Below are 24881 nucleotides of genomic sequence, written 5' to 3' on the forward strand. Positions count from 1 at the left end.
GCACCTACTCGGCAACGACATAAGTATAGAGCCCGATGCGGCCGTTCGCATCGATCTCCTTGTAGACGCCTTGGATTTCGACATCGAATCCTGGGAACGTGTTGAAGCAGGTCTCGAACATCCTGAGATAGTCGATCATGGGCTTGGCTCGTTCCGTAAGCCTTTCGCCCGGAACGATGGTGGCGATGCCGGGCGGATAGACCACGAAGGGCGTGGTGGCGATGCGGCCCGCGATCGCTTCGATCGGCAGATAATCGACGTCGTTGCGGAACAGATAGCGCGCGGCTTCGCGGGGCGGCATCGCTATCTCAGGCATGTGCTCGGGCATGAACTGCCGCGCCTGGAGCGCGCTGACATCGGCGGCGCGGAAGAAGCGGTGCATCTCGCCACAGAGGTCGCGCAGTCGCACGCCGGCATAGCGCGCCTGCCGCCGCTGGTTGAACTCGGGGATGACGTCGGCCAGAAGCGCGTTGTCGTCGTGCAGCTTCTTGAACGCGACGAGGCCGGAGATCAGCGTGCCGGCCTTGCTGGCCTCGACGCCGGGCGTGAGCAGGAAGAGCAGGGAGTTGAGGTCGTTCTTCTCGGGGACGATGCGGTTCTCGCGCAGATATTGCGCGACGACCGGCGCGGGGATGCCGTGCTCGGCATAGGCGCCGGTGCTGCGGTCGAAACCAGGCGTCAGCAGCGTCAGCTTGTTCGGGTCGGTCATGGCAAAGCCTTCGGTGAGGCCGGGGAAACCATGCCAGGTGCTGTCGGGGGAGAGCTGCCACAGCGCGGGATTGGTGGCGAGTTCGTCGGTCGAGAGCGTTTCCCACGCGACGTTGTGCGCAGCGCCAGGGCGGCTGACATCGGGAATGGCGACGCGATCCGGCACGAACGGCTCGAAGAACCAGCGCCGGTCCGGATTTTGCTCCTTCTCCTCGAACTCCCGGCGCATCGCGCGGATCTTCTTGCGCAGCTCGATGCCGAGGCGGATCGTGTCGTCCCACAGCACTTCGCCGGAGCGCCCCTTCATCATCTGTGCGCCGACGTCGAGCGAGGCGAACAGCGGATAGAACGGTGACGTGGACGCGTGCTGCATGAAGCTCTCGTTGAAGCGGCGGTGCTCGACGCGCCGCTTCTGGCCGCGGATATGGCGGTCCTTGATGTGGATTTGGGATGCCTGCGAAAAGCTTGCGAGCTGCTTGTGGGTCGACTGCGTCGCGATGATGCCGGGCGCCTCGGGCGGAAGGTTGGCCAGGCCCATGGCGAAGCGGCCGGCATAGAGCGGGTGGAATTTCATGAAGCCGGCCCAGGCCTCGTCAAACAGGATGTACTCGCAGAGATGGCCGATCCGTTTCAGGATCATGTCGGCGCTGTGGATCGAGCCGTCATAGGTGCACTGCTCGACCACGGCGACGCGGAACGGCCGCTCCTTGCGCCAGGCGTCGTTGTCGGTGACCAGCGGGTGATTGCGGATCGTCTCGCGCAAGGCCTTCTCATCGAGCATGTCCCAGCGCATCGGGCCGATCAGGCCCCAGGCGTTGCGGATGGTCGGCACGTAGACCGGGACACCGCCATTGATCATCAGTGCGCCGTGATGGGCGGCCTTGTGGTTGTTGCGATCGAACAGCACGAGGTCGCCGTCGGTGACGAGCGCGCCGAGCGCGACCTTGTTCGAGGTCGAGGTGCCGTTAAGCACGAAATAAGTCTTCTCCGCGCCGAAGATCTGGGCAGCTTCCTTCTGCGCCTTCAGCGCGGGCCCTTCATGGGTGAGGAGGTCGCCGAGATCGAGCACGGAATTGTCGAGGTCGTCGCGGAATACGGACTCGCCGAGATGCTCGACGAAGACGCGCCCGATCGGGCTGCGGTTGTAGAACACGCCGCCATTGTGCCCCGGACAGGTCCAGAGCTGGTTGCCTTCCTCGGCATAGTCGACCAGCGCACCGAAGAACGGCGTCTTCAGCGTCTCGGCATATTGCTTCAGCCGGCTGATCAGGTTCTTGGCGATGAAGGTCGGCGTCTCCTCCGACAGGAAGACATAACCGTCGATGAAATCGAGCACTTCGACCGGCAAATCCTCGAACCGCTTGCGACGGATCAAGAGGATGATGGGGAAATCGAGGCCCCGGCGCCGCATCAGATTGATCAGCGCCGAGGTCCTGCCCTCGAGGCCCTTCTTGCCCCAGTCCACCACCATGCAGCCGATCGCGGCATCGGTCTGCACCGCCATCTCGGCATCCTCCAGCTTGCGGGCTCGGACCACCTCGAAGCCGGAGCGCTGGATCTCCTCGATGATCTGATTGAAACGGACGCCTTCGAGATCGTCGGCGTCGAATACAGGTGCGGCGAAGAGGAAGTTGAAGCGCTTGAAATAGTCCATGTCGGGTCCCGAATGTGCGAGAGATACAGCTCTCGGCACATTCGATGACAGCTGGATGACAAGAGCGAGACTGGCCTGCGGCGCCTAAACTCGATCCGTCATCCTGAGGCGCGAGTGATGGGGCGCGGAGCGTCCCATCGGGAAGCCTCGAAGGATGAACGGCCGGGATGCAGCGGCTGGGCTGTCGCCCTTCGAGGCCGATATGCGGTGCGCCGCACCGCATATCGGCACCTCAGGGTGACGATCATCTATTGGCGCTCGTGGAGATGCTCGTTCGCAAACAGCACGACGACGCGCCCGCTCAGTCGATCAGCTTGTCCAGCGTGATCGGGAAGCGCCGGATGCGCTTGCCGGTGGCATGATAGACGGCGTTCGCAATCGCCGCAGGCACGCCGACGATGCCGATCTCGCCGAGGCCCTTGACGCCGAGCCTGTTGATCCGGTCGTCGGGCTCGTCGACGAAAATGACGTCGATGTCGTGAATGTCGGCATTCACGGGAATGTGGTACTCGGCGATATTCGCGTTCATGATGCGGCCGAAGCGGTGATCCATCACCGTCTCCTCGTGCAGCGCCATTCCGATTCCCCAGACCACGCCGCCCATGATCTGGCTGCGGCCCGTCTTGGTGTTCAGGATGCGCCCGGCGGCGACCGCGCTCACGACCCGCGCGACGCGGATGACGCCGAGCTGCTCGTCGATCTTCACCTCGGCGAAAACCGCCGAATGCGTGTTGCGGGCATGCGACTTGTCCTCGGCAAACTCGTTGAGCTTCTCCCTTTCGATCCGCTCGAGCTTGCTGTGGCGCATTGCATCGGCGATCGAGACGGCACGGTTCCTGTCGCCGGCCTTGGCGATAGTTCCGTCGACGAGAATGATGTCCGACGCATCGACGCTGCCGAGTGGCGAGGCAGGCATCGCCTTAGCGTGACGCGCGAGTTCCCGGCGAATCTCCTCGGCCGCTCCTAATACGGCGTGAGCGCTCGAGGCGGCCATCCACGAGCCGCCTTCCACCGGCGCCTGCGGCAGGGTCGAGTCCGCGAGCTTGACGCTGATGTTCTCGATCGGCAGCCCGAGGGCATCGGCCGCTACTTGCGACACGATGGTGTAGGTGCCGGTGCCGATATCAGATGCGGCACAGGAGACCTCGGCATGGCCGTTCGATGTCAGAACGATGCGGACGGCGACCGGCATCTGCAGCGCCTCCCAGACGCCTGTCGCCATGCCCCAGCCGACCAGGTCGTTGCCGTCGCGCATGGAGCGCGGCGCGGGATTGCGCCGGGCCCAGCCGAAGGCTTCTGCGCCCCTGGCGTAGCATGCGCGCAACTGCTTGCTGGTGTAGGGCAGGTCCCCGCTCTGGTCGAGATCCGAGTAGCACTTCAGCCGCAGCTCGATCGGGTCGAGCTTGAGCGCGACGGCCAATTCGTCCATGGCGCATTCGAGCGCGCAGACGCCCGATGCCGCGCCCGGCGCGCGCATGTCGCAGGGGGTGGCGACGTCGAGGTGGACGAGCTTATGGGAGAGGCGGCTGTTGCGGCTCTTGTAGAGCTGCTCCCCCCAGCCGGTATCGTTGCGCGAGAAATCCTCAAACCGCGAGGTGACGGCAGTGGCTTCGTGGGTGACGGCATCGAGCGTGCCGTCAGGCTTTGCGCCGAGCGCAACGTGCTCGATGGTCATGGGACGGTAGCCCAAGCCGTACATCTGCTGCCGTGTCAGGACGACACGGACAGATCGTTTCAGTGCAAGCGCGCCAAGCGTCGCCAGCACCACCTGGTATTGCGGCCGCAGACCGGAGCCGAAGGCGCCGCCAACATAGGGCGAGAGCACGCGGATGTCGTCCGGCTTCTTTCCGAAAACGCTGCAGAGAAACTTCTGGACGTTCTGGACGCCTTGGGTCTTGTCATAAACTGTAAGCCTGCCGTTGCCGTCCCAGACGGCCGTCGTCGCATACAGCTCCATTGGGTTGTGATGCTCGCTCGGAATGACATAGTCCGCCTCGTGATGGACGGCCGCCCGCGTCAGCGCTGCTGCCGCGTCACCGCGTGGCTTGTGCGGCTGATCCACTTTGGCAGCCTTGCCGCGTTCGGATTCGAGATCGGTCGCAAACGCCTCCTGCTTGTATTCAACGCGAACGCGGGTTGCGGCAAACTTGGCGGTTTCCCAATCCTCCGCCACGACCAGCGCGATCGGCTGGCCGTTGAACTTGATCCTGTCGTCATAGAGCGGGCGGAAGGGCGAGCCCTTCTCCGGTGCCACCTCATCCTTCCAGGCTTCGTCCTTGTCGGCGAGGGGCGGGCGATGAGCATGGGTGAGCACGTCGACCACGCCCTTCACCTTCAGCGCCGCGCTGGGGTCAAGCCGAGCGATGCGCCCGCGCGGAATGGTGGCCTCGACGACGAAGCCATGCAGGAGATGGTCTGCGGCGAATTCGCCGGCATATTTGGCGGCGCCGGTGACCTTGGCCCGGCCATCGACGCGGGAGGTTGGTGTTCCGACATAGGCGTTCATCGGGCCCTCACGCGATCTTCTTGTAAGCTTGTGATTGCGGTGTGGCGCTTGCGGCCTGCATCAGCGTACGCACGACGGCTCGGCGCGCGAGCTCGATCTTGAAGCCATTATGTGAGCGAGCGGTTGCTCCCTGCAGCAGCAGATCGGCGGCGTGCCCAAAATGGTCCGGCGTTGCCGCCTGGCCGCGCAAAGCCGCTTCGGCCTCGAAGCTTCGCCACGGCTTGTGGGCCACGCCGCCGAGCGCCAGGCGCGCTTCGCTGATTGCGTTTCCTTCCAGTTCGAGCGCGGCCGCAACCGAGACCAACGCAAAGGCGTAGGACAGCCGGTCGCGGATCTTCAGATAGCTGTAGTTCTGGGCAAAGCCGCGCGGCGGCAGCTCGATTGCGGTGATGATCTCGCCGCTGCCGAGATTGGTATCGACATGAGGCTTGTCGTCCGGAAGCCGATGGAAATCGGTCAGCGCGATGGTGCGCTGACCGGTGGGGCCTGCGATATGCAAGAGCGCGCCGAGCGCGGCCAGCGCCACGCTCATGTCGGATGGATTGGTCGCGATGCAGGACGTGCTGGTGCCGAGGATTGCGTGGTTACGGTTGAGGCCATCGAGTGCCGAGCAGCCGGAGCCGGGGCTTCGCTTGTTGCAAGGCGTCGCCGTGTCATAGAAGTAGGCGCAGCGCGTTCGCTGCATCAGATTGCCGCCGACCGAGGCCATGTTGCGCAATTGCGCGGAGGCGCCGGCCAGGATGGCGCTGGCGAGCAGGGGATAGCGTTGCTCGATCAACGGATGGTAGGCGAGATCCGAATTCGGCACCAATGCGCCGATGCGCAGCCCACCGTCGGGCGTTTCCTCGATGTCGCGGAGCGGCAGGCGGGAAATGTCGATCAGCCGGGAGGGCCGCTCGACATTCTGCTTCATCAGGTCGATCAGGTTGGTGCCGCCGGCAATCAGCTTCGCGCTCGGATCGGCGGCCAGCAGGCGAATGGCGTCGGCGACATCGGTTGCGCGGGAATACTGGAAGTTGTTCATGATCGGCCCATTGCCTGCTCGATCGCAGCCACGATGTTGGGATAGGCGCCGCAGCGGCAGAGATTTCCGCTCATCAGTTCACGGATCTCGTCGGCGTCCCTGGCGTGGCCTTCGGACAGGAGGCCGGCTGCCGAGCAGATCTGTCCTGGCGTGCAATAGCCGCATTGGAATGCGTCGTGATCTATGAAGGCCTGTTGCAGGGGATGCAGCGCGCCATTCTTGGCCAAGCCTTCGATCGTGGTGATCTCGGCGCCATCCTTCATGATGGCGAGCGTCAGGCACGAATTAACGCGCCGACCGTCGACGAGCACGGTGCAGGCGCCGCATTGGCCGTGATCGCAGCCTTTCTTCGTACCCGTGAGCGCAAGATGATCACGCAAAGCGTCCAGCAGCGTGATCCAGGGCAGAAGATCGAGGGTGCGACTGACACCATTGACGATGAGATGAATCGGAGTGCGTTCGGGAATTTCATGCGTGACATCGCCCATGTCCTGCTCCCTGCAGGCGATCGAGCCGAGACGTCAGCCGTGCTGACGCGGGGGCACGTCGCTTCCGCTGGTCAATGGCGTGCAACGGACAAGCGGCCGCTTGGTTCCTTGACGGGAATTCGGTGCGCCCGCAGCGGTCAGCGCTTCGCCTCGCCGAACACCACGGTCGGCACGGCGCGGTTGACGATCTCGCGCAGCGCGAAGCTCGATTGCACCCGTGCGACGCGCGGCAGGCGCGACAGCTCGGTACGGTGGATGCGCTCGAAATCCTGGATGTCGCGGGCGAGCACGATCAGGATGTAGTCGTCTGTGCCCGACATCAGGAAGCAGCGCACGACGGAGGGGCACTTCACCACCTCCGCCTCGAACGCCTTCAGCGCGTCGTCGCTCTGGCTCTCCAACGCGATCCGGACCAGCACTGTCGTCGTGAGGCCAAACTGCGCCAGATCGAGCGTGGCTTGATAGGCCTGGATGTAGCCATCGTCCTCCAGCGCCTTCTGCCGCCGCGCCATCGCCGTGCTCGACAAGCCGATCTTGTTGGCAAGCTCGGTGTGGCTGGCCCGCGCATTGGTCGTGAGTTCCGCGAGGATGGCGAGGTCTTTCCGGTCGAGGGCCAAGGTTTTGTTTCCAGCGTGAAAGGACATTTCCGCGCCCGAAACCGGCGCGCCAGGCGCGAACCTAGCGGATATTTGCATGAAACCAAACTGCCGCCATCGCTACGATGGTGAACGGAATCAATGCTTTGGAGGAGGGGTTCAAAGATGCGCGTCGGTGTTCCCAAGGAGATCAAGGTGCAGGAATATCGCGTCGGGCTCACCCCAGGCGCGGTCCGTGAGTATGTCGCGGCCGGCCACCAGGTGACGGTCGAGACTGGCGCAGGCAGCGGCATCGGCGCCTCCGACGACGTGTATCGGCGGGCAGGGGCCGCAATCGCCGAAAGCGCCCGCGAAATCTTCGCCAAATCCGACATGATCGTGAAGGTGAAGGAGCCGCAGAAAAGCGAATGGGCCCAGCTCCGCGAAGGCCAGATCCTGTTCACTTATCTCCATCTTGCGCCGGACCCGGAGCAGGCCAAGGGCTTGCTTGCCTCCGGCTGCACTGCAATCGCCTATGAGACCGTCACGGACGCGAACGGTCACCTCCCGCTGCTCGCGCCGATGAGCGAAGTCGCCGGCCGCCTCGCCATCGAGGCCGCCGGCGCCGCGCTCAGGCGGTCGGCCGGCGGCCGCGGGCTGCTGCTCGGCGGCGTGCCGGGCGTGCAGCCGGCGCGGGTCGTCGTGCTCGGCGGCGGCGTGGTGGGAACGCAGGCGGCACGGATGGCCGCAGGGCTCGGCGCCGAAGTCACGGCGATCGATCGCTCGATTCCGCGGTTGCGTCAGCTGGATGATCTCTTTATCGGCCGCGTGCGCACCCGCTTCTCCACCATCGAGTCGGTCGAGGAGGAGGTGTTCGCTGCTGACGTCGTGATCGGCGCGGTGCTGGTGCCGGGCGCCAGCGCACCGAAGCTTGTCACGCGCGCGATGCTGACATCGATGCGGCCGGGCGCGGTGCTGGTCGACGTCGCGATCGACCAGGGTGGCTGTTTCGAGACCTCGCATCCGACCACCCACACCGAGCCGACCTATGAGGTCGACGGCGTCGTGCATTACTGCGTCGCCAACATGCCGGGCGCGGTGCCGGTGACCTCGAGCCAGGCGCTGAACAACGCGACACTGCCGTTCGGATTGATGCTCGCGAACAAGGGCTTTGCCGCGGTGCTAGAGAATCCGCACTTGCGCAACGGGCTCAACGTGCATCGCGGCCGAATTACCAACAAGGCGGTGGCGGAAAGCTTAGGTTTGGAATTCGCGCCGGTGGAGAGCGGGCTGGCGGCCTGAGCAGCCGCAACCTCCGTCATTGCGCGCCAACGGGTCCGCGCGAAGCGCGGCCCGATGACAGGCTCCGCGAAGCAATCCAGAATTCCGCCTCGGAAAGACTCTGGATTGCTTCGCTGCGCTCGCAATGACGATGTGGTGAGAGGGTGCGCTGACCCTACAGCCGATCCGCGTTGGCAGAAGAGTCACACCCTCGTCAACTTGTACTGGCCCAAATCCGGATCGTGGGTCATGCGCCAGTAGTCCACGAACCGCCACGGCATCGCCGAAAACACGCGGCCGCTTGCATTGCGGTAATAAGTGCTCATGCCCGGATGGGTCCAGATCATCGCCTCGTGCTCGACGTCGACCTTGCGGACGTAGTCGTCGAGCACGTCCTGGCGGACGTCGATGGCGGCGACGTCGTGCTCGATCATGTCGACCAGACACGCCGAGATGTAGCGGCTCTGGCATTCCGACTGGAAGATGACGCTGCCGCCGTGGGCGGGGCCGGAGTTCGGCCCGAGCATGCAGAAGAAATTCGGGAAGCCCGGCACGGTGAGGCCGAGGAACGCGGTCGGATTGTCGTTGGCCCAGGCTTCACGTAAATCCTTGCCGGCGCGGCCGCTGATGTTGAGGCGCGCCGCCATCTCCGTGACCTTGAAGCCTGTCGCAACGACAATGATGTCGGCGGGACGGTGCTTGCCGTCGGCGGTGACGATGCCGTTCTGGTCGAAATGGTCGATGGTGTCCGTGACGAGCTCCACATTGGAGCGCATCAACGTCTTGAACCAGTTGTTGTCGAGCAGGATGCGCTTGCCGTAGGGCGGATAGGTCGGCACGCATTTTTCGACCAGGTCGGGCCGGCCCTGTAGTTCCGACAGGATGAAGTCGGTCAGCTCCTGGCGGTGCCGGTCATTGCCTTTGTTGACGGCGCGCTCCGGATGCGGCCAGGCCGGGTCTTTGCGCAGGAAGGGTAAGAGACCGTCGCCATAGCGCCAGAACATATTGAAGCGGTACCACTGCACATAGAACGGCAGGTGCGCGAGCAGCCAGCGTGCGCTCTCGCTGATCGGATCGGCATAGCCCTTCACCGGCCGCGCCCATTGCGCGCTGCGCTGGTAGACGGTGACGGAGGCCACACGGCTGGCGATCGACGGCACGAGCTGCATCGATGTCGCGCCGGTGCCGATCACGGCGACATGCTTGCCGTCGAGATCGATATCGTCGGACCATAGTGCCGAGTGCAGGATCGTGCCCTTGAAGTTCTCCTCGCCCTTGAAGCGGGCGCGCGAGGGATAGTTGAGCTGGCCGATGGCCGAGACCAGCGCGGTGGATTCGAAAGTCTCCTCGCCATCCTTCGTCTTGAGTGTCGAAATCCAGCGTTGCCTTCCTTCATCCCAGCGTGATGAGGTCAGCTCGGTGTTGACGCGCAGATGCTTGCGGATGCCGTATTCGTCCGCGACCTTCAGCAGATAGCCGAGCAGCTCCTCACGCGGGCAGAAATAGCGCGTCCATGCGTTGCGCGAGCCGAAAGAGTAGGAATAGGAATGGTTCGGCGTGTCGACGCCGCAGCCGGGATAGCGGTTGATCCACCAGGTGCCGCCGAGCTCGGCGTTCTTCTCGACGATGGTGTAGGGGATGCCGAGATGGCCGAGCGCCACGCCGAGCGCGATGGCGCAGACGCCGGCGCCGACGATCAGCACATGCTGATCGGCAAGCGTTTCGTCGGAGGGGCGCTTCGTCCAGCGCGCCTCGCGCGGCACAAAACCCATCTCCTCGCGCATCAAAGGCGCATATTCCGGCGCGACATTCTCGCCGAGGCAGGCGCGCATCATCTTCAGCAGCAGCTCCTCGCCAGGATCGGTGATCACGGGTTTCGGCGTGCCATTGGCGAAGAGCCTGACGACGGCGGCGCGGATCTCGTCCTGGATATTCCGGGGCACGCCGGCTTCCGGATCGGGAATGAGGCGGATGTCGCGCTTGGGCAAATAGGGCGGTTCAAGCCACTTCTCGTCGCCGGTCATGTGCACCAGCACCATCAGAAGGCAGCGGATGTCGCCCTCGGCGATGGCCGAGGCGAGGTCGAGCGGCTTGTGCGGAGACGAGATGTTCATGGCGTGTCCTGATCTCCGGAGGCAGTGAAGAGGCCGCGCGTCATCAGCTTGCGATAGGCGGAGATGACGTGCTCGGGCACGGCGGTGACGCCGGCTTCCGAATAGGAGTAGCGCCGGCTGAGATAGCCGCGCGCGCCCATCAGCATATGGACGATCGCCTCGAATTCCTCGTCGCTGTAATCCTCGATCGCGCCGGCAAGCCGCGCGCGACGCAAAATGCGGACATAGGCCGTCGAGATGTTGTCGAGATGCTTCTGGTAGCCGGTCGGTGCGAAGAATTCGGCCTCGTTGAGAATACGCAGGAACTCCGGCACCTCGCGGATGAAATCGAAGAACGCCGCGAAGCGCTCGATCTCCTGCCGTGCTGCATGCGCCGTGCCGGTGCGGGCGCGGATGAACTCGACCATGTCGAGGCCGATCTTGGGCAGCAGCTGGTTCAGCAGCTCCTGGCGGTTCTCGAAATGATTGTAGAACGTGCCCTGCGCGACACCGGCTTCCTCGGTGATGCGCGCGACCGAGGCCTCGGCATAGCCATGCTTGCCGACCACCTTAGTGGCAGCCTCAAAAATCTTCTGCTTGGTCCAGGCGTTGCGCTCGACCCGGTTCAGCTTGGTTATTTTTGCGGTCGCTTGAGTCATTCGGAGGTCTCCAGCTCGGCGCGCAGCACGCGCTTGAGGATCTTGCCTGACGGGTTGCGCGGCAGGCTGTCACGGAGGACGAGCTGTTTCGGCACCTTGAAGCTCGCCAGCCGCGCGCGGCAATGCTCGGTAAGGGCGGGGAGGTCGAGGCTCGCGCCCGCAGTCAGCACGACGATCGCGACCGGCCGCTCGCCCCAGCGCGCATCGCGCAGGCCGATCACCGCGACCTCGCGCACTTCGGGCAGATCGTAGATGACGCGCTCGACCTCGGAGGAGGCGATGTTCTCGCCGCCGGAGATGATCATGTCCTTCTTGCGGTCGGTCAGGTACAGAAAGCCCTCGTCGTCGAGATAGCCGACGTCGCCGCTGCGGAACCAGTCGCCGAAGAAGGCGGACGCCGTCTTGTCTGGATCACTCCAATAGCCGCGCGTGATCTTCGGGCCGCGCAGGCAGATTTCGCCATTCACGTTTGCCGGCAGCGTGTTGCCGTCCTCGTCGCGGATTTCGATCTCGACATGGGCAATGGCGCGCCCGGTCGAGCCGATCTTCTCGATCTCGCGGCCCTTCTCCATGAAGGTGTCGCCGCCGACGGTTTCGGTGAGACCGTAGGCGTCGATGTAGCGCGCATTGCGGAAATATTCGGAGAAGGCGCGGATGCGCGCCTCCGGCGTCTTCTCGCCACCGCCGATCGCCCATTGCAGGCTGGAGACATCGTAGCGGTCGCGGGTGGGGCAGGTGAGTATCGCGGTGGTCATGACAGGCGCGAACCAGGCCGCGTTGAGCTTGTCTTCTGCGATAGCCGCCAGCGCCCCCTCGGGCTCGAAATTGCGCTCGATGCGAATGAACCCGCCATGCCAGAGCGCTGCGATGCCGGGCAGGTCGAGCGCGCCGACGTGATAGAGCGGGCCGACGACGAGAAGGCGTGTGTCGGCGCTGAGGCCAAGCGCGATCGTCTGGTCGGCGGACTTCCAGTAGAAATTATCGTAGGTGAGCATCACACCCTTGGGGCGGTCGGTCGTGCCCGAGGTGTACATCAGCCGCATCAGGTCGGAGGGCTGGCGCACATGCATCGGTGCTGCCGTCGTGTTGCCTGCGAGATGGGTTATGCTCTGCTGTGCGGTCTCGTCGAGCACGACGATGTTCGTGCCCGCTGCATTCGCAGCCAATTCCTGATCGACGACCAGAAGGCGCGCGCCGGCATTGCCGGTGATGTAGCCGACCTCGTCGCGGGACAGACGAAAATTGATCGGCAAGAACACCGCGCCGAGATGGCTGGTGGCGAAGACGAGCTCCAGGAACGCCGCGCTGTTCTTCATCAGCACGGCCACGACATCGTCGGCACGGATGCCCTGCGCGGCGAGCCAGCCGGCGACCGTCCCGATGCGCGCGCCGAAAGCCGCGTAGGAGATCTCCTCGCCGCGGTATTTCAGCGCGGGCCGATCCGGCGTGCGCCGGGCATGAAAGGCGATGAAGCTCGAAAGGTTGATCATTTGCCGGGTTTTGGGCCGTTGCCGGCCTTATTTCCTCCCTCGATGAATTCTGACTCGTAATTCATCTTTGGCTTGACGTCACCCCCCACCCTCTGAAATCCTTGGCATCACGGAGACGAGACGATCTCCGGCAGGGACCAGGACACGCCGACCCGAAAGAGGGAGGGGAAAATGACGAGAACCCGCACGCCGGGCATCAGCCGCCGTTCCACGCTGGCGCTGATGGGCGCCGGTGCGATGACGTTTGCCGCGCCCTGGGTGGCGCGTGCGCAGGCCAAGACCATCAAGATCGGCATGCCGACGATTTTATCGGGGCGCGTCGCGCAGCTCGGCACGTCTTCGCGCAATGCGGTGATGCTCGAGGTCGAGAAGGTCAACGCCGCCGGCGGCCTTGCCGGCCGGCAGATCGAGATGGTGATCCGCGACTCCAAGGGCCAGCCGCAGGAAGCTGCCCGCGTCGCGCGCGAGCTCGTCAACACCGACGGCTGCGAGCTGATGATCGACGCCGAGGCCTCCTCCGGCGCCTTCGCGGTGCACGAGGTCGCGCGCGATCTCGGCGTGTTCTGCATCCACACCAATTCCGAGACCTCGGCACTGACCGCGGATCCGAAGCAGCACATTCCCAATGCCTTCCGCACCGCGCGGCAGGGCGTGCACGACTCCATCGTCGGCGGCAGCTATGCCGCAGCGATCGCCAAGGCAAAAGGCCTGAAGAAGTGGGCGACCTGCTCGCCCGACTATGCCTATGGCCGCGACACCACGGCGGAATTCACGCTCTACCTGAAACGCTTTGCGCCCGAGGTCGAAATCATCAGCGAGTCCTGGCCAAAGCTGTTCCAGGCCGATTACACCGAGGTGGTCACCAAGATCCTGCAGGCCAAACCGCAGGCGCTGTACTCCTGCCTGTGGGGCGGCGATCTCACCTCCTATATCGACCAGGCCAACATCTACGCGATGTTCAGCCAGATGGAGGTGTTCGCGGTCAACATGGCCGACTACACCGCGCTCACCGTGGTGAAGAACCTGCCCAAGGGCATTCACTCCGGCAACCGCTACATCAAGACATTCCCGTCGACGCCGGAGAATGCCGCCTGGGGCGATGCCTACAAGGCCAAGTACAATGAATATCCGACCAACTGGTCGTGGGAAAACGCAACCGCCATCATGCTGATGGCGGAAGCCGCCAAGAAGGCGAACTCGGCCGACGGCAAGAAGATCGCGGAGGTGCTGAAGGGCCTTACCATCAAGTGCCCGTTCGGCGCCGACGGCACGGTGACGATGCGCGGCGACGACCACACCCTCGTCGGCTACGCCATCGGCTGGGGCACCACCATCCCGCAGGAGCCTTATGTTCCCGAGGTCAAGGCCGGCGACTGGAAGACCATCTTCGAGTTAGAGGCCGAGTGGAAGAAGAGCAAGGGCTACACCTGATCTGACGCGCGGCGGAGACGGGCGATCGCCTCCGCCGTTCGTTTCGTTTTCCGCGCCATACCGCGCGCTGCAATGAAAGTGCTTCTGTGGATCTCGACGCGCTCGCCGGCTGCCTCTCCAGCTCCGCCTGCCTGGTGACGCAAACCACCAGCGGCCTCATCATTGGCATGCTGCTGTTTCTCGTTGCGGTTGGGCTGACGCTGATCTTCGGCGTGCTCAAGGTGGTCAATTTCAGCCACGGCGCGTTCTACATGTTCGGCGCCTACTTTGCGATGACGGCCTATCAGCTCACCGGCAGTTTTGCGCTCGCCATGCTGGCGGGCGCGGCCGGCACCGCAATCCTCGGCCTGATTTTCGAGCGCGTCTTCATGAGCCGGGTCTACGGCGCGGATGTCTTGATGCAGCTCCTCGTCTGTTATGCCTTCGTACTAATCTTCGACGATGTCGTGCGCATCATCTGGGGACCGGAGTTCAAGTCGATGGGCATGCCGTCGGCATTCCAGGTGATGCCGTTGTTCATCGCCGGTGGCGTGGTGCCGCCTTACTATCTGTTGCTGATCGGCGTCGCGCTCGTCGCGGCCATCGTGCTCGGCATCGGATTGTCGCGCAGCCGCATCGGCAAGGTGATCCGCGCCGCCGCACATAATCCTGGCATGGTGTCCGCGCTCGGCATCAACACCGGCCTGATCTATGGCGGCGTGTTCGCGCTCGGCGGCATGCTGGCGGGCCTTGCCGGCGCGCTGGCCGCGCCAGTGCGGTCGCTGACGCCGGGGATGGGATTTTCGGTGCTGATCGAATCCTTCATCGTCACCGTGATCGGCGGCATGGGCTCGATCCTGGGCGCGCTGATCGGTGCGCTGCTGCTCGGGCTGATCCGCTCGTTCGGCTCGCTCGGCTTTCCCTTGTTCACGGAAGGCTTGATGTACCTCTTCATGGTGATCGTGCTGGTCTCCAAGCCTACCGGCCTGTTCGGCAAGGAGGCGGCATGACCGAGCTGGAGGCCGGACGCGCCGAAACGCTGGCGCCAGTGCGCAGCGGCGCGGCGGTCCAACGCTACCGTGACGTCCTGATCGCGCTGATCGCCTTCATCGTGCTGGCGAGCCTGCCGCTCTTTACCGGCAGCAAGGCGCTGCTCGACTTCGTCATCCGCTGCTCGGCCTACGGCCTGTTTGCGACGTCGCTGAATTTACTGGTCGGCTACACCGGCCTGACCTCGTTCGGTCATGGCATGTTCTTCGGCCTTGGCGCGTACTGCTACGGCTTGATCATGCAGAAGCTCGGCGTGCCGATTCCCGTCGCCTTCGTCGCGACGCTGGCGATCACCGCAATGTTTGCCGCGATCATCGGCGCGATCTGCGTGCGACTGAAGGAGATCTACTTCGCCTTCGTGACGCTCGCCTTCCAGATGCTGATTCACTCGACCATTTTGTCCTGGGCCTCCTTCACCGGCGGCGACCAGGGTTTGCGCGGCGGCATTCCGCGGCCGCCGTTCCTCGGCATTGACCTTGCCAACCACGTCCATCTCTATATCGCGAGCTGCGCGCTGCTGATCCTTGGTCTGCTCGCGATGCGCCAGATCGCGCAATCACCGTTCGGCTATACGCTGCGCATGATCCGCGACAACGCCGCGCGTGCGAGCTTCCTCGGCATCGACGTCTGGCGTGCCAAGCTGACCGTCTTCGTGCTGGCGGCTCTGTTCGCGTCAATGGGAGGCATGGTGATGGCGCTGTTCGTCTCCGGCGCCTATCCGGAGTTCGCCTATTGGACGATCTCGGGCGAAGGCATCTTCATCAACATGCTTGGCGGCGTCTCGACCTTCCTCGGCCCGATGGTCGGCACCGTGCTGCTGCTTCTGCTCAACGACACTGTCACGCGTTTCACCGAGTATCACGGCATCGTGCTCGGTGTGGTCATCCTGTTCTTCGCGCTGGGCCTGCGCAAGGGCCTCTTGGATTTCGTCGCCGAATGGTTTGCGCAGCGGCGCGATGCAGGCGAGGGGCGCTAGCGATGCTTGAGATCCGCAACCTCGCAAAATCCTTTGGCGGCGTGAAGGCGACCAACGATGTCTCGCTCGACTTCCCCGACGGCTCGCTCACCGCGGTCATCGGCCCGAACGGCGCTGGCAAGAGCACTTTCTTCAACCTGATCACCGGTGCCTTGAGGCCGGATTCCGGGCAGGTGCTGCTCGACGGCGTCGATCTCGCCGGCCGATCGCCGCCCGAGATCGTGCGCCATGGCATCGGCCGCGCCTTCCAAGTGGCCAGCATCTTCAAGTCGCTCACGGTGCAGGAGACCATGCTTGCCGCCGTCAGCGCCGACCAGCGCACCTCCGCGGTGCTGCATAAGCGCTTTCCTTTGCCCGAGACGCGCGACCGCGCCGAGCATGTGATGGAGCTGCTAGGGCTCGCCGGCAAACGTCATCGTACCGCCGCGACCCTGTCGCATGGCGATCAGAAGCTGCTCGATATCGCGATCGCGCTGGTGCTCGAACCCAAGGTGCTGCTGCTGGACGAACCCACCGCCGGCATGGGCCCGGAGGAGCGCTGGCGCATGATCGACAAGGTGCGCGAGCTCTGGGAGACGCAGAAGATCACGGTTGTCTTCATCGAGCACGACATGGACATCGTGTTCAAGATCGCGCCAAAAATCGTGGTGCTTTGCTACGGCCGCATCCTAGCAACCGGCACGCCGGACGAGATCCGCAACAACAGCGCCGTGATCGACGCCTATCTCGGCACCGAACATGCGGGAGCTGCCGCATGAGCGCAGCCGTCATCGAAGTCGCCGATCTCGATGTCTATTATGGCACCAGCCAGATCCTGTTCGGCGTCGGCCTGTCGGTGCGGCAGGGCGAGACCATGGCGCTCTTGGGCCGCAATGGCGCCGGCAAATCGACGACCATGAAGGCGATCATGGGGCTGGCGCCGCCGCGGAGGGGCAGGATCAGCCTGCGCGGCGCGGTGATCTCAGGCCTGAAGCCGCACACCATCGCGCGCGCCGGCCTCGGCTTCGTGCCGGAGGATCGTCAGATTTTTCCGGAGCACACGGTCGAGGACAATCTCGTCATCGGGAAGAAGAAGGGTCCGGACGGCCAGGACGAGTGGCCGATCAAGCGCATTTACGAGGTCTTCCCGCTTCTGGAGCCGCTGCGCCATCGTATCGCCGGGCGCCTCTCGGGCGGTGAGCAGCAGATGCTCGCGATCGCGCGCACGCTGATGGGCAATCCGGCGCTCCTGCTGCTCGACGAGCCGAGCGAGGGCCTCGCGCCGATCATCGTGCAGCGGATCGGGGAGCTGTTGCGGCAACTCCGCCAACTCGGATCGACGGTGCTGATCGCTGAGCAGAACATGCATTTCTGCCTGGGGCTGGCGAGCCACGCCACCGTCATCGACAAGGGCCAGATCGTCTATGCCGCCGGAATCGACGAGCTGAAGGCCAACGACGCGATCCGGCGCAGGTATCTGGCCCTGTAAGCCGGGCCGCCGTGTCCAAATAGGCCGAAGAAGAAAACTATTGTCCTGAGGTTGCCAGACGGAAGGAGTTTTCTCTCGGGAGGGCAAAAACGCCAATCGCTTCCATTGCCGTTTGAGGCCGAAAAGACGACATTCCTATCAGGATTTGATGGGTTGGCCAGAGCCATGGAACGTACCGGATTTGAACCCTTCGGCGAGCAATTGGTGTCCGCGACGGACACCCAGCCGCGCTCGCGTACGTCAAAGCTCCTGCTGCGGGCCGGCACCGGCCTGTTCTGGTCGCTGGTTGCGGGTATCGTGCTTGCCCGTGCCGCCTTCTTCGAGCCCGGCATCTATGACGGCTTCAGCCGCGTCGCTTCGCTGGCCAAGAGCCTGATCTTCTAAGGCCGATTATTCCGGCCTGAGGATAGAACTTCCCTCGGGCCTGATATGTCGAAAACTTATTTCCCTACGGAAGCGCACTGCGTATAAATCTTTCTCCTCAGGGAGAGATTTGTGTCGCAGAATCAAGCATCCAGCCCGGCCGAGACCAAGCCGGCCTCCGCCGCGAGCCGTATTGCGGCACTGATTCCCGGCATTCTCCTCTGCGTTCTCGTCGCCGGTGTCTCGGCTCTGCTCGAGCGGGCGGAACTTGGCGTGTTCGAGCATCCCTATGTCGAGGCGCTGGTGATGGCGATCCTGCTCGGGATGGCCTTGCGCAGCTTCTGGAAGCCCGCGCCGCGCTGGCAGGCCGGCATCGCTTTCAGCGCCAAACAGCTTCTCGAAGTCGCGGTCATGCTGTTGGGGGCCTCCATCAGTTTCGCCGCCATTGCCGCCTCGGGCATCGCGCTGCTCGCGTCGATCGCGGCCGTCGTCGTGATCGCACTCTGCGTCTCCTTCGGCCTCAGCCGCATGCTCGGTCTGTCGACGCGTTTGTCGATCCTGATCGCCTGCGGCAACTCGATCTGCGGCAATTCGGCGATTGCGGCCGTGGCGCCGATCATCGGCGCCAACAACGACGAGATCGCATCCTCGATCTCCTTCACCGCGATCCTCGGCGTGATGATGGTGCTGGGCCTGCCGCTGTTGATTCCACTGTTGCAGTTGTCGGCGACGCAATATGGCATTCTCGCCGGCCTGACCGTCTATGCGGTGCCCCAGGTGTTGGCGGCGACGGTACCGGCCGGACTCGTCTCCACGCAGATCGGCACGCTCGTGAAATTGATGCGCGTATTGATGCTCGGGCCGGTCGTCGTCGGCCTCTCGCTGGTTGCCTCGCGCTGGCACAGTGATGCCAAGAAGACCAATGTCGGCTTCTTTCGCCTGGTGCCGTGGTTCATCCTCGGCTTCCTCGCGCTGGCGACCCTGCGCTCCCTGGAGATCGTGCCGGCCACGGTGGTCGGGCCAGTGACGAAGATCACCGGCTTTCTCACGGTGGTCTCCATGGCCGCCCTCGGCCTCGGCGTCGACGTGCGCGTGCTGGCGAATGTCGGCGGTCGCGTGACGGCCGCCGTGACGCTGTCCTTGATGCTGCTGCTCGGCATCAGCATCGCGCTGGTGCATTGGTTCAAATAATTAGAGCAAAACTGCCGTAGGGTGGGCAAAGGCGCGAAAGCGCCGTGCCCACCACTCGGTTCGGCGTGCAACTGAGTAAGATGGTTGGCACGCTTCCGCCTTCGCTCTACGAGCTACGGCGGACAAGCCGCTTTGCCCACCCTACGAGACTGAGCGCGCTCACTGCGCCTAAATCACATCCGCCAGCGAGTGGCCGTGCAGCTCGATGTTCAAGCCCTGCATGCCCATGTCGTTGATCTCGCCGCCCATTGCCTTGAGGCTTTCCTCGCGGATCAGCGACATCAGCCCGCGGCGCAGAGCCAGAAACTCCGACGACATCATCATCGATTGCTGCCGCGGCCGCTCCAGCGGGATCGGAATCTCCGCCTTGATCGAGCCGGGGCGCGCTGTCATGCAGTAGACGCGGTCGGAGAGGAAGATCGCCTCGTCGATGTCGTGGGTGACGAACAGCACCGAGATCTTCAGCCGCTGCCACATGTTGGTGAGGATCTGCTGCATGATGACGCGCGTCTGCGCATCAAGCGCGCCGAAGGGCTCGTCAAGCAGCAGCACTTTCGGCCCCGTGGCGAGCGCGCGGACGATGCCGACGCGCTGCTTCATGCCGCCGGACAGCTTTTCCGGATAGTGCTTCTCGAACGCCTCCAACCCCGCGAGTCCGAGCAGCGTGCGTGCCGCACGCTCGCGCTGCGAGCGCGGCATGCCGCGCATCTTCAGGCCGAATTCGACATTTTCCCGCACCGTCTTCCAAGGAAACAGCGAATATTGCTGGAACACCATGCCGCGCTCGGCGCTGGGGCCGTTCACGGGCTCGCCGTCGACGGTGACGATTCCGGTGGTCGGCTTGAGGAAGCCGGCGACCGCATTGAGCAGGGTCGACTTTCCGCATCCGGAGGGCCCGACGATCGAGACGAACTCGCCGGGCTTCACATGGATCTGCGTGTCGGTCACGGCCTGCACCGCTCCCTCGATGGTCTCGTAGGCGAGGGAGAAGTTCTTGACCTCGATATGGCCCTTCGGCTCGCTCGCAAGCACCTCGCTCATGTTGACCTCCACGGCATCACCAATTGCCCCGCGCCTCTGATGAGCAGGCTCGATCCAAGGCCGAGAACGCCGATCGCGATCATGCCGAGCGCGATGTCGGCATACTGGACCAGCGAATAGGCCTCCCAGGTGAAGTAGCCGATCCCGTATTGCCCCGAGATCATCTCGGCAGCGATCAGCGATACCCAGGCGACACCCATGCCGACCGTGAGGCCGGTGAAGATGTGCGGCAGCGAAGCCGGAAAATACACCTCGCGGAAGATCGAGCGCTCGCGTGCACCGAGACATTGCGCGGCGCGGACCAGCACTGGATCGACCAGCGACATGCCGTGCAGCGTATTGACGAGGATCGGGAAGAACGAGCCGAGGAAGGTGATGTAGACGATGCTCTGCTCGTTGGTCGGCCACAGCATGATTGCCATCGGTACCCAGGCGATCGCCGGTATCGGGCGCAGCACTTCGGCGACCGGGAAGATCACCTCATGCACCAGCTTGAAACGACCCATGATCAGACCGAGCGGCACGCCCACGATCGCCGCGAGCGAGAAGCCGATGAAGATGCGCCGGCAACTGAGCAGGATGTGCAGCAGGAATTTGGGATCGTGGATCGCCTTGGTGAAGCTCGCATAGACCGCGAGCGGCGATGGCACGTTGGTGAAACGTACGAAGAACACCACGCGATAGGTCGTGAGCAGGTGCCAGACCAGCAGGAAGGCGAGCAGCGAAATCACGCCGATCGCGGTTGCGCGAAGCCGGCCCTGATTCAGCCGGTACCAGCGCCGCGCGAGCGTGCCGAACGAAGGGGGTGTTGCGGGCGGAGTGACGGCGGACACGGGAGCCGTCTCTGCAATGGCTGTTGCCGACATGCTGTCCTCGGAATGTCTGCGGAGGGCGGGACTGCTCACGTCTTGCCTCCGCCGACCGCCGCCTTCACCGCGTCATCGAAGCCGAGCACCTTGCCGCTGATCTTGGCGGCGTAGGCTTCGGCATCTTTCTTGAGCAGGAAGGGCGCCACGTCGCCATTGCCGACCGCGAAGAAAGCCTGGTCGGCGAACAGCTTGATGCCGCGCGTGGTGTCGAAGACATAGGCGACATTGATCTTCTTGCCCTTGGTCTTGTAGTCGGCATAGGCGCCGAGGGTGCAGGCTGCGGATGAGAAGGGCATGATGCCGGCATCATCCACCCAGACCTCGCCCGCCTTGCGCGGATCGGCGATCGGCTTCTTGCAGAAAGAATCTTCGCCGGAAATCTCGTAGTTCTTGGTGCTCGCAAGCTGCGGGTTATTGTCGAGCTTCATCTCGGCGTAGGCCTTGCGGATGTAGCTGTCGTCGACCCACTTCTTCGGATCGAACTCCTTCATGCGACCGAGGTTTTGCAGCACCTTGACGTCGGCCGTGGCGGCATCGATCAGCGCCGGCTTGATCGTTGGGTCGGTGGTCATGTTGCCGCTCGGGCCGAGGAAGATATAGACGACTTCCTTGCTGATGCCTGTCCATTCCTGGATCTTTTCGGCGGCGAGCTTGGGATCGTCGCGCAGCCACTGGTTGGCGGCGATCACCGCCTTGAAGTAGGCGACGACGACTTCCGGATATTTCTCCGCGAAATCGGTGCGGACGACAATGCCGTGGAAGGTCGGCAGATTGGTCTCGACGCCGTCAAAAATCTTTCGCGCGAAGCCGCGGAAGGGCAGCAGCTCTGCGAATGGAACGAAGTCGGCATGCGCGTCGATCTTCTTCTCCTGGAGGTTGGTCGAGCCGACTTCGGGGCTCTGGCTGACCAGCTGGAAGAAGTCAGTGGGATAGCCACGGTCCTGCATCGCCTTCAGCACCATGCCGTGCGCGGCCGAGCCGAAGGGAACGCTGACGAGCTTGCCCTTGAGATCGGCGAGATCGTAGTAGGGCGAATCCTTGTGAACGACGATGCCGTTGCCGGAGCCTGACTGGCTGTAGGCAGCGATGCCGATCAGTCGGCTCTTGCTCTCGGGATTGCTCTCGAAGGTGAAGCCGTTCACGATCAGCGGATAGTCGCCCATCATGCCGATCTGGAGCTTGTTCGCCATCATCGCGTTCGTGACGGGTGGGCCGGACGTGAAATTCTGCCACTCCAGCTCGAATTTGATGTTGGCGTACTTGCCGTCCTTCGGCAGGTATTTTTCGAGCAGATGCAGCTGCCGGATGACGACGCCGGCGGTCACCGTGTTGGTCGTGGTGTCCTGCGTTCCGATGCCGAGCGTGACGGTTTCCGCCGAGGCCGGCTGCGCGAGCAAAAGCGCCAGCGAAGTCATCGACATCGCGATCGAGAGCGTGGGAAGATGGCGGACCATTCTCATCCTCATTCGGTTGGATGTGCTGTGGTTGCCATGATTGGGTGAGGGCCCGGACAGGGCAAATCCGGAATGACACCCGCAGTCGATTAGTTGCCGGGAAAAACTGATTGCATACTCCTTGGGCAGTCCTGCACTATAAAGCCGCTTGCCTGTGCACCGGCCCTGGTCGCAAGCTCATTCAGTCAGACGCGTGTCCACGCATCTCCTCCAGCACGTCGGGCCGGCAGACCACGATCTGCGAGCGCTTCGTCAGCACGATTCCCTTTTCCTGCATGCGCTTCAGGCTGATCGTGACCCATTGCCGGGTGGCGCCGACCATGTGCGCGATGTCGGCATGGGTGAAGGCGGCTGCAATCACTCGGCCATCGGCATCCTCGACGCCATAGAGCTCGACGAGGTGCAGCAGCAGGTGTGCGAGGCGCTGCGTGATAGAGCGCGTTCCCAGCATCTGGGCCAGCGCCGAATAGCATTTGCCCTTGAAGGTCAGTCCCTCGATCAGGCCGATCGCAAGGTTGGGGATCTCCACGGCAAGGGATCGCAGCTCCTTTCCGGGCAGGTGCACCACGCTGCAATTGCTGGATGCGACACCGGACCATTGGTGAACGGTGCCTTCGAACACTTCGGGCCCGCCGACGAAATTGCCGACATGCCAGTAGGCCAGCGTGATCTCCCGCCCGAGCGGGGAGGTGTAGAAGACGCGAATGCGGCCGCTCTCGATCAGCCAGATGCCGTCATGCTTGCCGCCCTGGCTGAACAGCGTCTGGCCGCGGTTGAGCACTTTTCGGCGGCCTTGTTTCAAGACCAGCTCACGCTCGCGCGGCGACAGCTTGTCCATCAGCGGCGGCGGGCCGCCGATCCATTGCTGGTTCTCGGTGAGCAGCAGCGAGGAGCTGCCGGCAGGCCGGACTGCCGGGGGAACAGTCCCACGAACTGCATTCGCCGCCTGCAACATCATCTGCCTCCGGAACGCTCAAATCGTTCTAAAGAGGAGCAATGTCCGTGCCAGATCGGACGGAATGCTGCTGTCGGAGCCTACGCGCGCCACACATTCAGGTGTCATCGCCCGGCTCGACCGGGCGACCCAATATTCCAGAGACAGCAATGAGTTACGGAGAGGCCGCGGCGTACTGGATTCCCCGCCTTCGCGGGGAATGACAGCGGAGTTTGTGGCCGCTGTCCCGCCTATCTCAAGACTGCGTCGGCTTAACGCCCCACCAAACTCAGCAAATAAGGCTTCGGGTAGATCCCCCTGTTATGGCCGTCCGAAAACGAAAGATTCAGCCCATAGCCGAGATCGCCGATCCCGGTGATCGCGATGCCCGGAAATGCCTTAGGAAAGCGGCCATCGAACCGGGCGCGGGTGCAGTGGGCGCATTTGCAGGAGAGGCGGAGCGTTTCCGCGGGTAGGCTGATCGCCTCATCCTGCGTGGTGCGGACGAGGAGCGAGGCGAGATCGGCGCTGGCTTCATAGTCGGCCACGGTCGGTGCCACCAAGGTCATGGTCATGACGTATCTCCGACCTTGCTCTACGTTTCGCAGCGCCGCCGCGATAGCAACTAATTGCCGGCGCAGGCGTGGGCCGCCGATCTTCGATGCCTGCATTCAAGCATCGCCCCCGAAATGTGAAACTAATCGACCGGGAATTTCACTTCCGCGTTGCCGTAGTCCCCTCTCTCCGAAACCTTGGGCGCAATCGAGCCAAGGAGAGACGGCGGATGAGCGCATTTCAAAAGGAAACGGTTTTGTCGGTCAGGCACTGGACCGAGTCTCTGTTCAGCTTCACTGCGACGCGCGATCCCGGCTTCCGCTTTCAGAACGGCCAGTTCGCGATGATCGGCCTCGAGGTCGAGGGCAAGCCCTTGATGCGGGCCTACAGCATGGCCAGCGCCAATCACGAGGAGGCGCTCGAATTCTTCTCGATCAAGGTGCAGGACGGCCCGCTCACCTCGCGCCTTCAGAAGATCAGGCAAGGCGACATCATTCTGGTAGGTCGCAAGGCGACGGGCACGCTGATTACCGGCAACCTCATTCCGGGAAAACGCCTCTTGCTGCTCTCGACCGGCACGGGGCTCGCGCCGTTCGCCAGCCTCATCAAGGACCCCGACGTCTACGAGAACTACGAGACCATCGTGCTTGCCCATGGCTGCCGTCAGGTCTCCGAACTCGCCTATGGCGAGCACCTCGTCGAAGGCCTGCGCAATCACGAATTTTTCGGACCGCTGATCCGCGACAAGCTCGTTTATTACCCGACCGTGACCCGCGAGCCGTTCAGGAATCGCGGCCGCATCACTGACCTGATCGCATCGAACCAATTGTTCGACGACATCGGGCTACCAGGCCTCGATATCCGGACCGACCGCATCATGCTCTGCGGCAGCCCGGCGATGCTGGAGGAACTCCACGCAATGTTCTCGGCGCGCGGCTTCGTTGAGGGCAATCACAGCCAGCCCGGCCATTTCGTGATCGAAAAGGCCTTTGTCGAGCGCTGAAGCGCAAATCGCACCCCGTCGACAACTAATTGCTATCGCCGGGACGTCACCTGAACAAATCTGACGCAAAGGCGCCGACCATCGGCGAA

22 protein-coding genes are annotated in these 24881 nt (G+C 63.5%); 9 read left to right on the forward strand and 13 right to left on the reverse strand.

The window, feature by feature from the left end; genetic code table 11:
- Positions 1-4: 4 nt before the first annotated feature.
- The 5 genes from LRP30_RS14025 to LRP30_RS14045 all read right to left on the reverse strand — a co-directional run bounded on the left by LRP30_RS14025 (position 5) and on the right by LRP30_RS14045 (position 6997).
- Complete coding sequence (locus tag LRP30_RS14025) at positions 5-2362, reverse strand: Orn/Lys/Arg decarboxylase N-terminal domain-containing protein (protein ID WP_249760705.1); 2358 nt, start codon at positions 2360-2362, stop codon at positions 5-7.
- 301 nt (positions 2363-2663) lie between these two features.
- Positions 2664-4868, reverse strand: coding sequence for a xanthine dehydrogenase family protein molybdopterin-binding subunit (locus LRP30_RS14030; protein ID WP_249760706.1), 2205 nt, complete (start codon positions 4866-4868; stop codon positions 2664-2666).
- A gap of 7 nt (positions 4869-4875) precedes the next feature.
- Positions 4876-5892 (reverse strand): xanthine dehydrogenase family protein subunit M, encoded by a 1017-nt coding sequence (locus tag LRP30_RS14035; protein WP_249760707.1) that lies wholly within the window; start codon positions 5890-5892, stop codon positions 4876-4878.
- Entirely contained in the window at positions 5889-6380 is a 492-nt protein-coding gene (locus tag LRP30_RS14040) for a (2Fe-2S)-binding protein (RefSeq protein WP_249760708.1), read from the reverse strand. Before LRP30_RS14040 ends, LRP30_RS14035 begins: the two co-directional genes overlap by 4 nt.
- Before the next feature lie 137 nt (positions 6381-6517).
- Positions 6518-6997, reverse strand: a complete 480-nt coding sequence (locus LRP30_RS14045) for an Lrp/AsnC family transcriptional regulator (protein ID WP_164934551.1) — start codon at positions 6995-6997, stop codon at positions 6518-6520.
- A 144-nt stretch (positions 6998-7141) separates the two neighbouring features.
- Here LRP30_RS14045 and ald point away from each other — a divergent pair, with 144 nt between their 5' ends.
- Entirely contained in the window at positions 7142-8257 is a 1116-nt protein-coding gene (gene ald / locus LRP30_RS14050; protein ID WP_249760709.1) for an alanine dehydrogenase, read from the forward strand.
- Positions 8258-8439: 182 nt separating this feature from the next.
- On the opposite strand, the gene LRP30_RS14055 is transcribed toward ald, so the two are convergent.
- The 3 genes from LRP30_RS14055 to LRP30_RS14065 are packed head-to-tail and all read right to left on the reverse strand — an operon-like array spanning position 8440 to position 12478.
- On the reverse strand, positions 8440-10350 hold the full coding sequence (locus tag LRP30_RS14055) for an NAD(P)-binding domain-containing protein (protein WP_249760710.1): 1911 nt from the start codon (positions 10348-10350) through the stop codon (positions 8440-8442).
- On the reverse strand, positions 10347-10988 hold the full coding sequence (locus LRP30_RS14060) for a TetR/AcrR family transcriptional regulator (protein ID WP_128934877.1): 642 nt from the start codon (positions 10986-10988) through the stop codon (positions 10347-10349). The genes LRP30_RS14055 and LRP30_RS14060 overlap by 4 nt, the downstream gene beginning before the upstream one ends.
- On the reverse strand, positions 10985-12478 hold the full coding sequence (locus tag LRP30_RS14065) for an AMP-binding protein (RefSeq protein WP_249760711.1): 1494 nt from the start codon (positions 12476-12478) through the stop codon (positions 10985-10987). Before LRP30_RS14065 ends, LRP30_RS14060 begins: the two co-directional genes overlap by 4 nt.
- Positions 12479-12649: 171 nt before the next feature.
- Between LRP30_RS14065 and LRP30_RS14070 the strand changes: the two genes are divergently transcribed.
- From LRP30_RS14070 to LRP30_RS14100, 7 genes are all read left to right on the forward strand, one after another.
- Positions 12650-13909 (forward strand): ABC transporter substrate-binding protein, encoded by a 1260-nt coding sequence (locus LRP30_RS14070; protein ID WP_249760712.1) that lies wholly within the window; start codon positions 12650-12652, stop codon positions 13907-13909.
- 86 nt (positions 13910-13995) lie between these two features.
- Positions 13996-14898: a branched-chain amino acid ABC transporter permease gene (locus LRP30_RS14075; RefSeq protein WP_091892316.1), complete on the forward strand. Its 903-nt coding sequence runs from the start codon at positions 13996-13998 to the stop codon at positions 14896-14898.
- A complete protein-coding gene (locus tag LRP30_RS14080) occupies positions 14895-15914 on the forward strand; it encodes a branched-chain amino acid ABC transporter permease (protein ID WP_249760713.1) in 1020 nt (339 codons plus the stop codon). The genes LRP30_RS14075 and LRP30_RS14080 overlap by 4 nt, the downstream gene beginning before the upstream one ends.
- Before the next feature lie 2 nt (positions 15915-15916).
- Entirely contained in the window at positions 15917-16672 is a 756-nt protein-coding gene (locus tag LRP30_RS14085) for an ABC transporter ATP-binding protein (RefSeq protein WP_249760714.1), read from the forward strand.
- Complete coding sequence (locus LRP30_RS14090) at positions 16669-17382, forward strand: ABC transporter ATP-binding protein (RefSeq protein WP_128934871.1); 714 nt, start codon at positions 16669-16671, stop codon at positions 17380-17382. The genes LRP30_RS14085 and LRP30_RS14090 overlap by 4 nt, the downstream gene beginning before the upstream one ends.
- 165 nt (positions 17383-17547) lie before the next feature.
- A complete protein-coding gene (locus LRP30_RS14095; protein WP_091892324.1) occupies positions 17548-17766 on the forward strand; it encodes a hypothetical protein in 219 nt (72 codons plus the stop codon).
- Positions 17767-17877: 111 nt separating this feature from the next.
- Complete coding sequence (locus LRP30_RS14100; RefSeq protein WP_128934869.1) at positions 17878-18936, forward strand: putative sulfate exporter family transporter; 1059 nt, start codon at positions 17878-17880, stop codon at positions 18934-18936.
- Positions 18937-19104: 168 nt separating this feature from the next.
- Here the strand turns inward: LRP30_RS14100 and LRP30_RS14105 are convergent, their stop codons facing one another.
- From LRP30_RS14105 to LRP30_RS14125, 5 genes are all read right to left on the reverse strand, one after another.
- The gene (locus LRP30_RS14105) at positions 19105-19977 is read right to left on the reverse strand and encodes an ABC transporter ATP-binding protein (protein WP_164934553.1); all 873 of its coding nucleotides are present in this window, start codon (positions 19975-19977) and stop codon (positions 19105-19107) included.
- Positions 19974-20843 carry an ABC transporter permease gene (locus tag LRP30_RS14110; RefSeq protein WP_208758061.1) on the reverse strand — a complete coding sequence of 290 codons (870 nt, stop codon included), beginning with the start codon at positions 20841-20843 and terminating at the stop codon, positions 19974-19976. The genes LRP30_RS14105 and LRP30_RS14110 overlap by 4 nt, the downstream gene beginning before the upstream one ends.
- A 35-nt stretch (positions 20844-20878) precedes the next feature.
- Positions 20879-22300 (reverse strand): ABC transporter substrate-binding protein, encoded by a 1422-nt coding sequence (locus LRP30_RS14115; protein WP_249760715.1) that lies wholly within the window; start codon positions 22298-22300, stop codon positions 20879-20881.
- A gap of 181 nt (positions 22301-22481) precedes the next feature.
- On the reverse strand, positions 22482-23258 hold the full coding sequence (locus LRP30_RS14120) for a Crp/Fnr family transcriptional regulator (RefSeq protein ID WP_128934865.1): 777 nt from the start codon (positions 23256-23258) through the stop codon (positions 22482-22484).
- Between the two features lie 248 nt (positions 23259-23506).
- Positions 23507-23803, reverse strand: a complete 297-nt coding sequence (locus LRP30_RS14125) for a DUF971 domain-containing protein (protein ID WP_249761753.1) — start codon at positions 23801-23803, stop codon at positions 23507-23509.
- Between the two features lie 215 nt (positions 23804-24018).
- Between LRP30_RS14125 and LRP30_RS14130 the strand changes: the two genes are divergently transcribed.
- Positions 24019-24792 (forward strand): ferredoxin--NADP reductase, encoded by a 774-nt coding sequence (locus LRP30_RS14130; protein ID WP_249760716.1) that lies wholly within the window; start codon positions 24019-24021, stop codon positions 24790-24792.
- The last annotated feature ends 89 nt before the right edge of the window (positions 24793-24881 follow it).

Source organism: Bradyrhizobium sp. C-145 (genome assembly GCF_023375135.1).
GTDB lineage: Bacteria > Pseudomonadota > Alphaproteobacteria > Rhizobiales > Xanthobacteraceae > Bradyrhizobium > Bradyrhizobium zhanjiangense.

Excerpts from the sequence above, each read along its gene's own strand:
- LRP30_RS14025 (WP_249760705.1), bottom strand. The coding sequence starts at position 2,362 with ATGGACTATTTCAAGCGCTTCAACTTCCTCTTCGCCGCACCTGTATTC.
- LRP30_RS14030 (WP_249760706.1), bottom strand. The coding sequence starts at position 4,868 with ATGAACGCCTATGTCGGAACACCAACCTCCCGCGTCGATGGCCGGGCC.
- LRP30_RS14035 (WP_249760707.1), bottom strand. The coding sequence starts at position 5,892 with ATGAACAACTTCCAGTATTCCCGCGCAACCGATGTCGCCGACGCCATT.
- LRP30_RS14040 (WP_249760708.1), bottom strand. The coding sequence starts at position 6,380 with ATGGGCGATGTCACGCATGAAATTCCCGAACGCACTCCGATTCATCTC.
- ald (WP_249760709.1), top strand. The coding sequence starts at position 7,142 with ATGCGCGTCGGTGTTCCCAAGGAGATCAAGGTGCAGGAATATCGCGTC.
- LRP30_RS14055 (WP_249760710.1), bottom strand. The coding sequence starts at position 10,350 with ATGAACATCTCGTCTCCGCACAAGCCGCTCGACCTCGCCTCGGCCATC.
- LRP30_RS14060 (WP_128934877.1), bottom strand. The coding sequence starts at position 10,988 with ATGACTCAAGCGACCGCAAAAATAACCAAGCTGAACCGGGTCGAGCGC.
- LRP30_RS14065 (WP_249760711.1), bottom strand. The coding sequence starts at position 12,478 with ATGATCAACCTTTCGAGCTTCATCGCCTTTCATGCCCGGCGCACGCCG.
- LRP30_RS14070 (WP_249760712.1), top strand. The coding sequence starts at position 12,650 with ATGACGAGAACCCGCACGCCGGGCATCAGCCGCCGTTCCACGCTGGCG.
- LRP30_RS14080 (WP_249760713.1), top strand. The coding sequence starts at position 14,895 with ATGACCGAGCTGGAGGCCGGACGCGCCGAAACGCTGGCGCCAGTGCGC.
- LRP30_RS14085 (WP_249760714.1), top strand. The coding sequence starts at position 15,917 with ATGCTTGAGATCCGCAACCTCGCAAAATCCTTTGGCGGCGTGAAGGCG.
- LRP30_RS14090 (WP_128934871.1), top strand. The coding sequence starts at position 16,669 with ATGAGCGCAGCCGTCATCGAAGTCGCCGATCTCGATGTCTATTATGGC.
- LRP30_RS14095 (WP_091892324.1), top strand. The coding sequence starts at position 17,548 with ATGGAACGTACCGGATTTGAACCCTTCGGCGAGCAATTGGTGTCCGCG.
- LRP30_RS14105 (WP_164934553.1), bottom strand. The coding sequence starts at position 19,977 with ATGAGCGAGGTGCTTGCGAGCGAGCCGAAGGGCCATATCGAGGTCAAG.
- LRP30_RS14110 (WP_208758061.1), bottom strand. The coding sequence starts at position 20,843 with ATGTCGGCAACAGCCATTGCAGAGACGGCTCCCGTGTCCGCCGTCACT.
- LRP30_RS14115 (WP_249760715.1), bottom strand. The coding sequence starts at position 22,300 with ATGGTCCGCCATCTTCCCACGCTCTCGATCGCGATGTCGATGACTTCG.
- LRP30_RS14120 (WP_128934865.1), bottom strand. The coding sequence starts at position 23,258 with ATGATGTTGCAGGCGGCGAATGCAGTTCGTGGGACTGTTCCCCCGGCA.
- LRP30_RS14125 (WP_249761753.1), bottom strand. The coding sequence starts at position 23,803 with ATGACCTTGGTGGCACCGACCGTGGCCGACTATGAAGCCAGCGCCGAT.
- LRP30_RS14130 (WP_249760716.1), top strand. The coding sequence starts at position 24,019 with ATGAGCGCATTTCAAAAGGAAACGGTTTTGTCGGTCAGGCACTGGACC.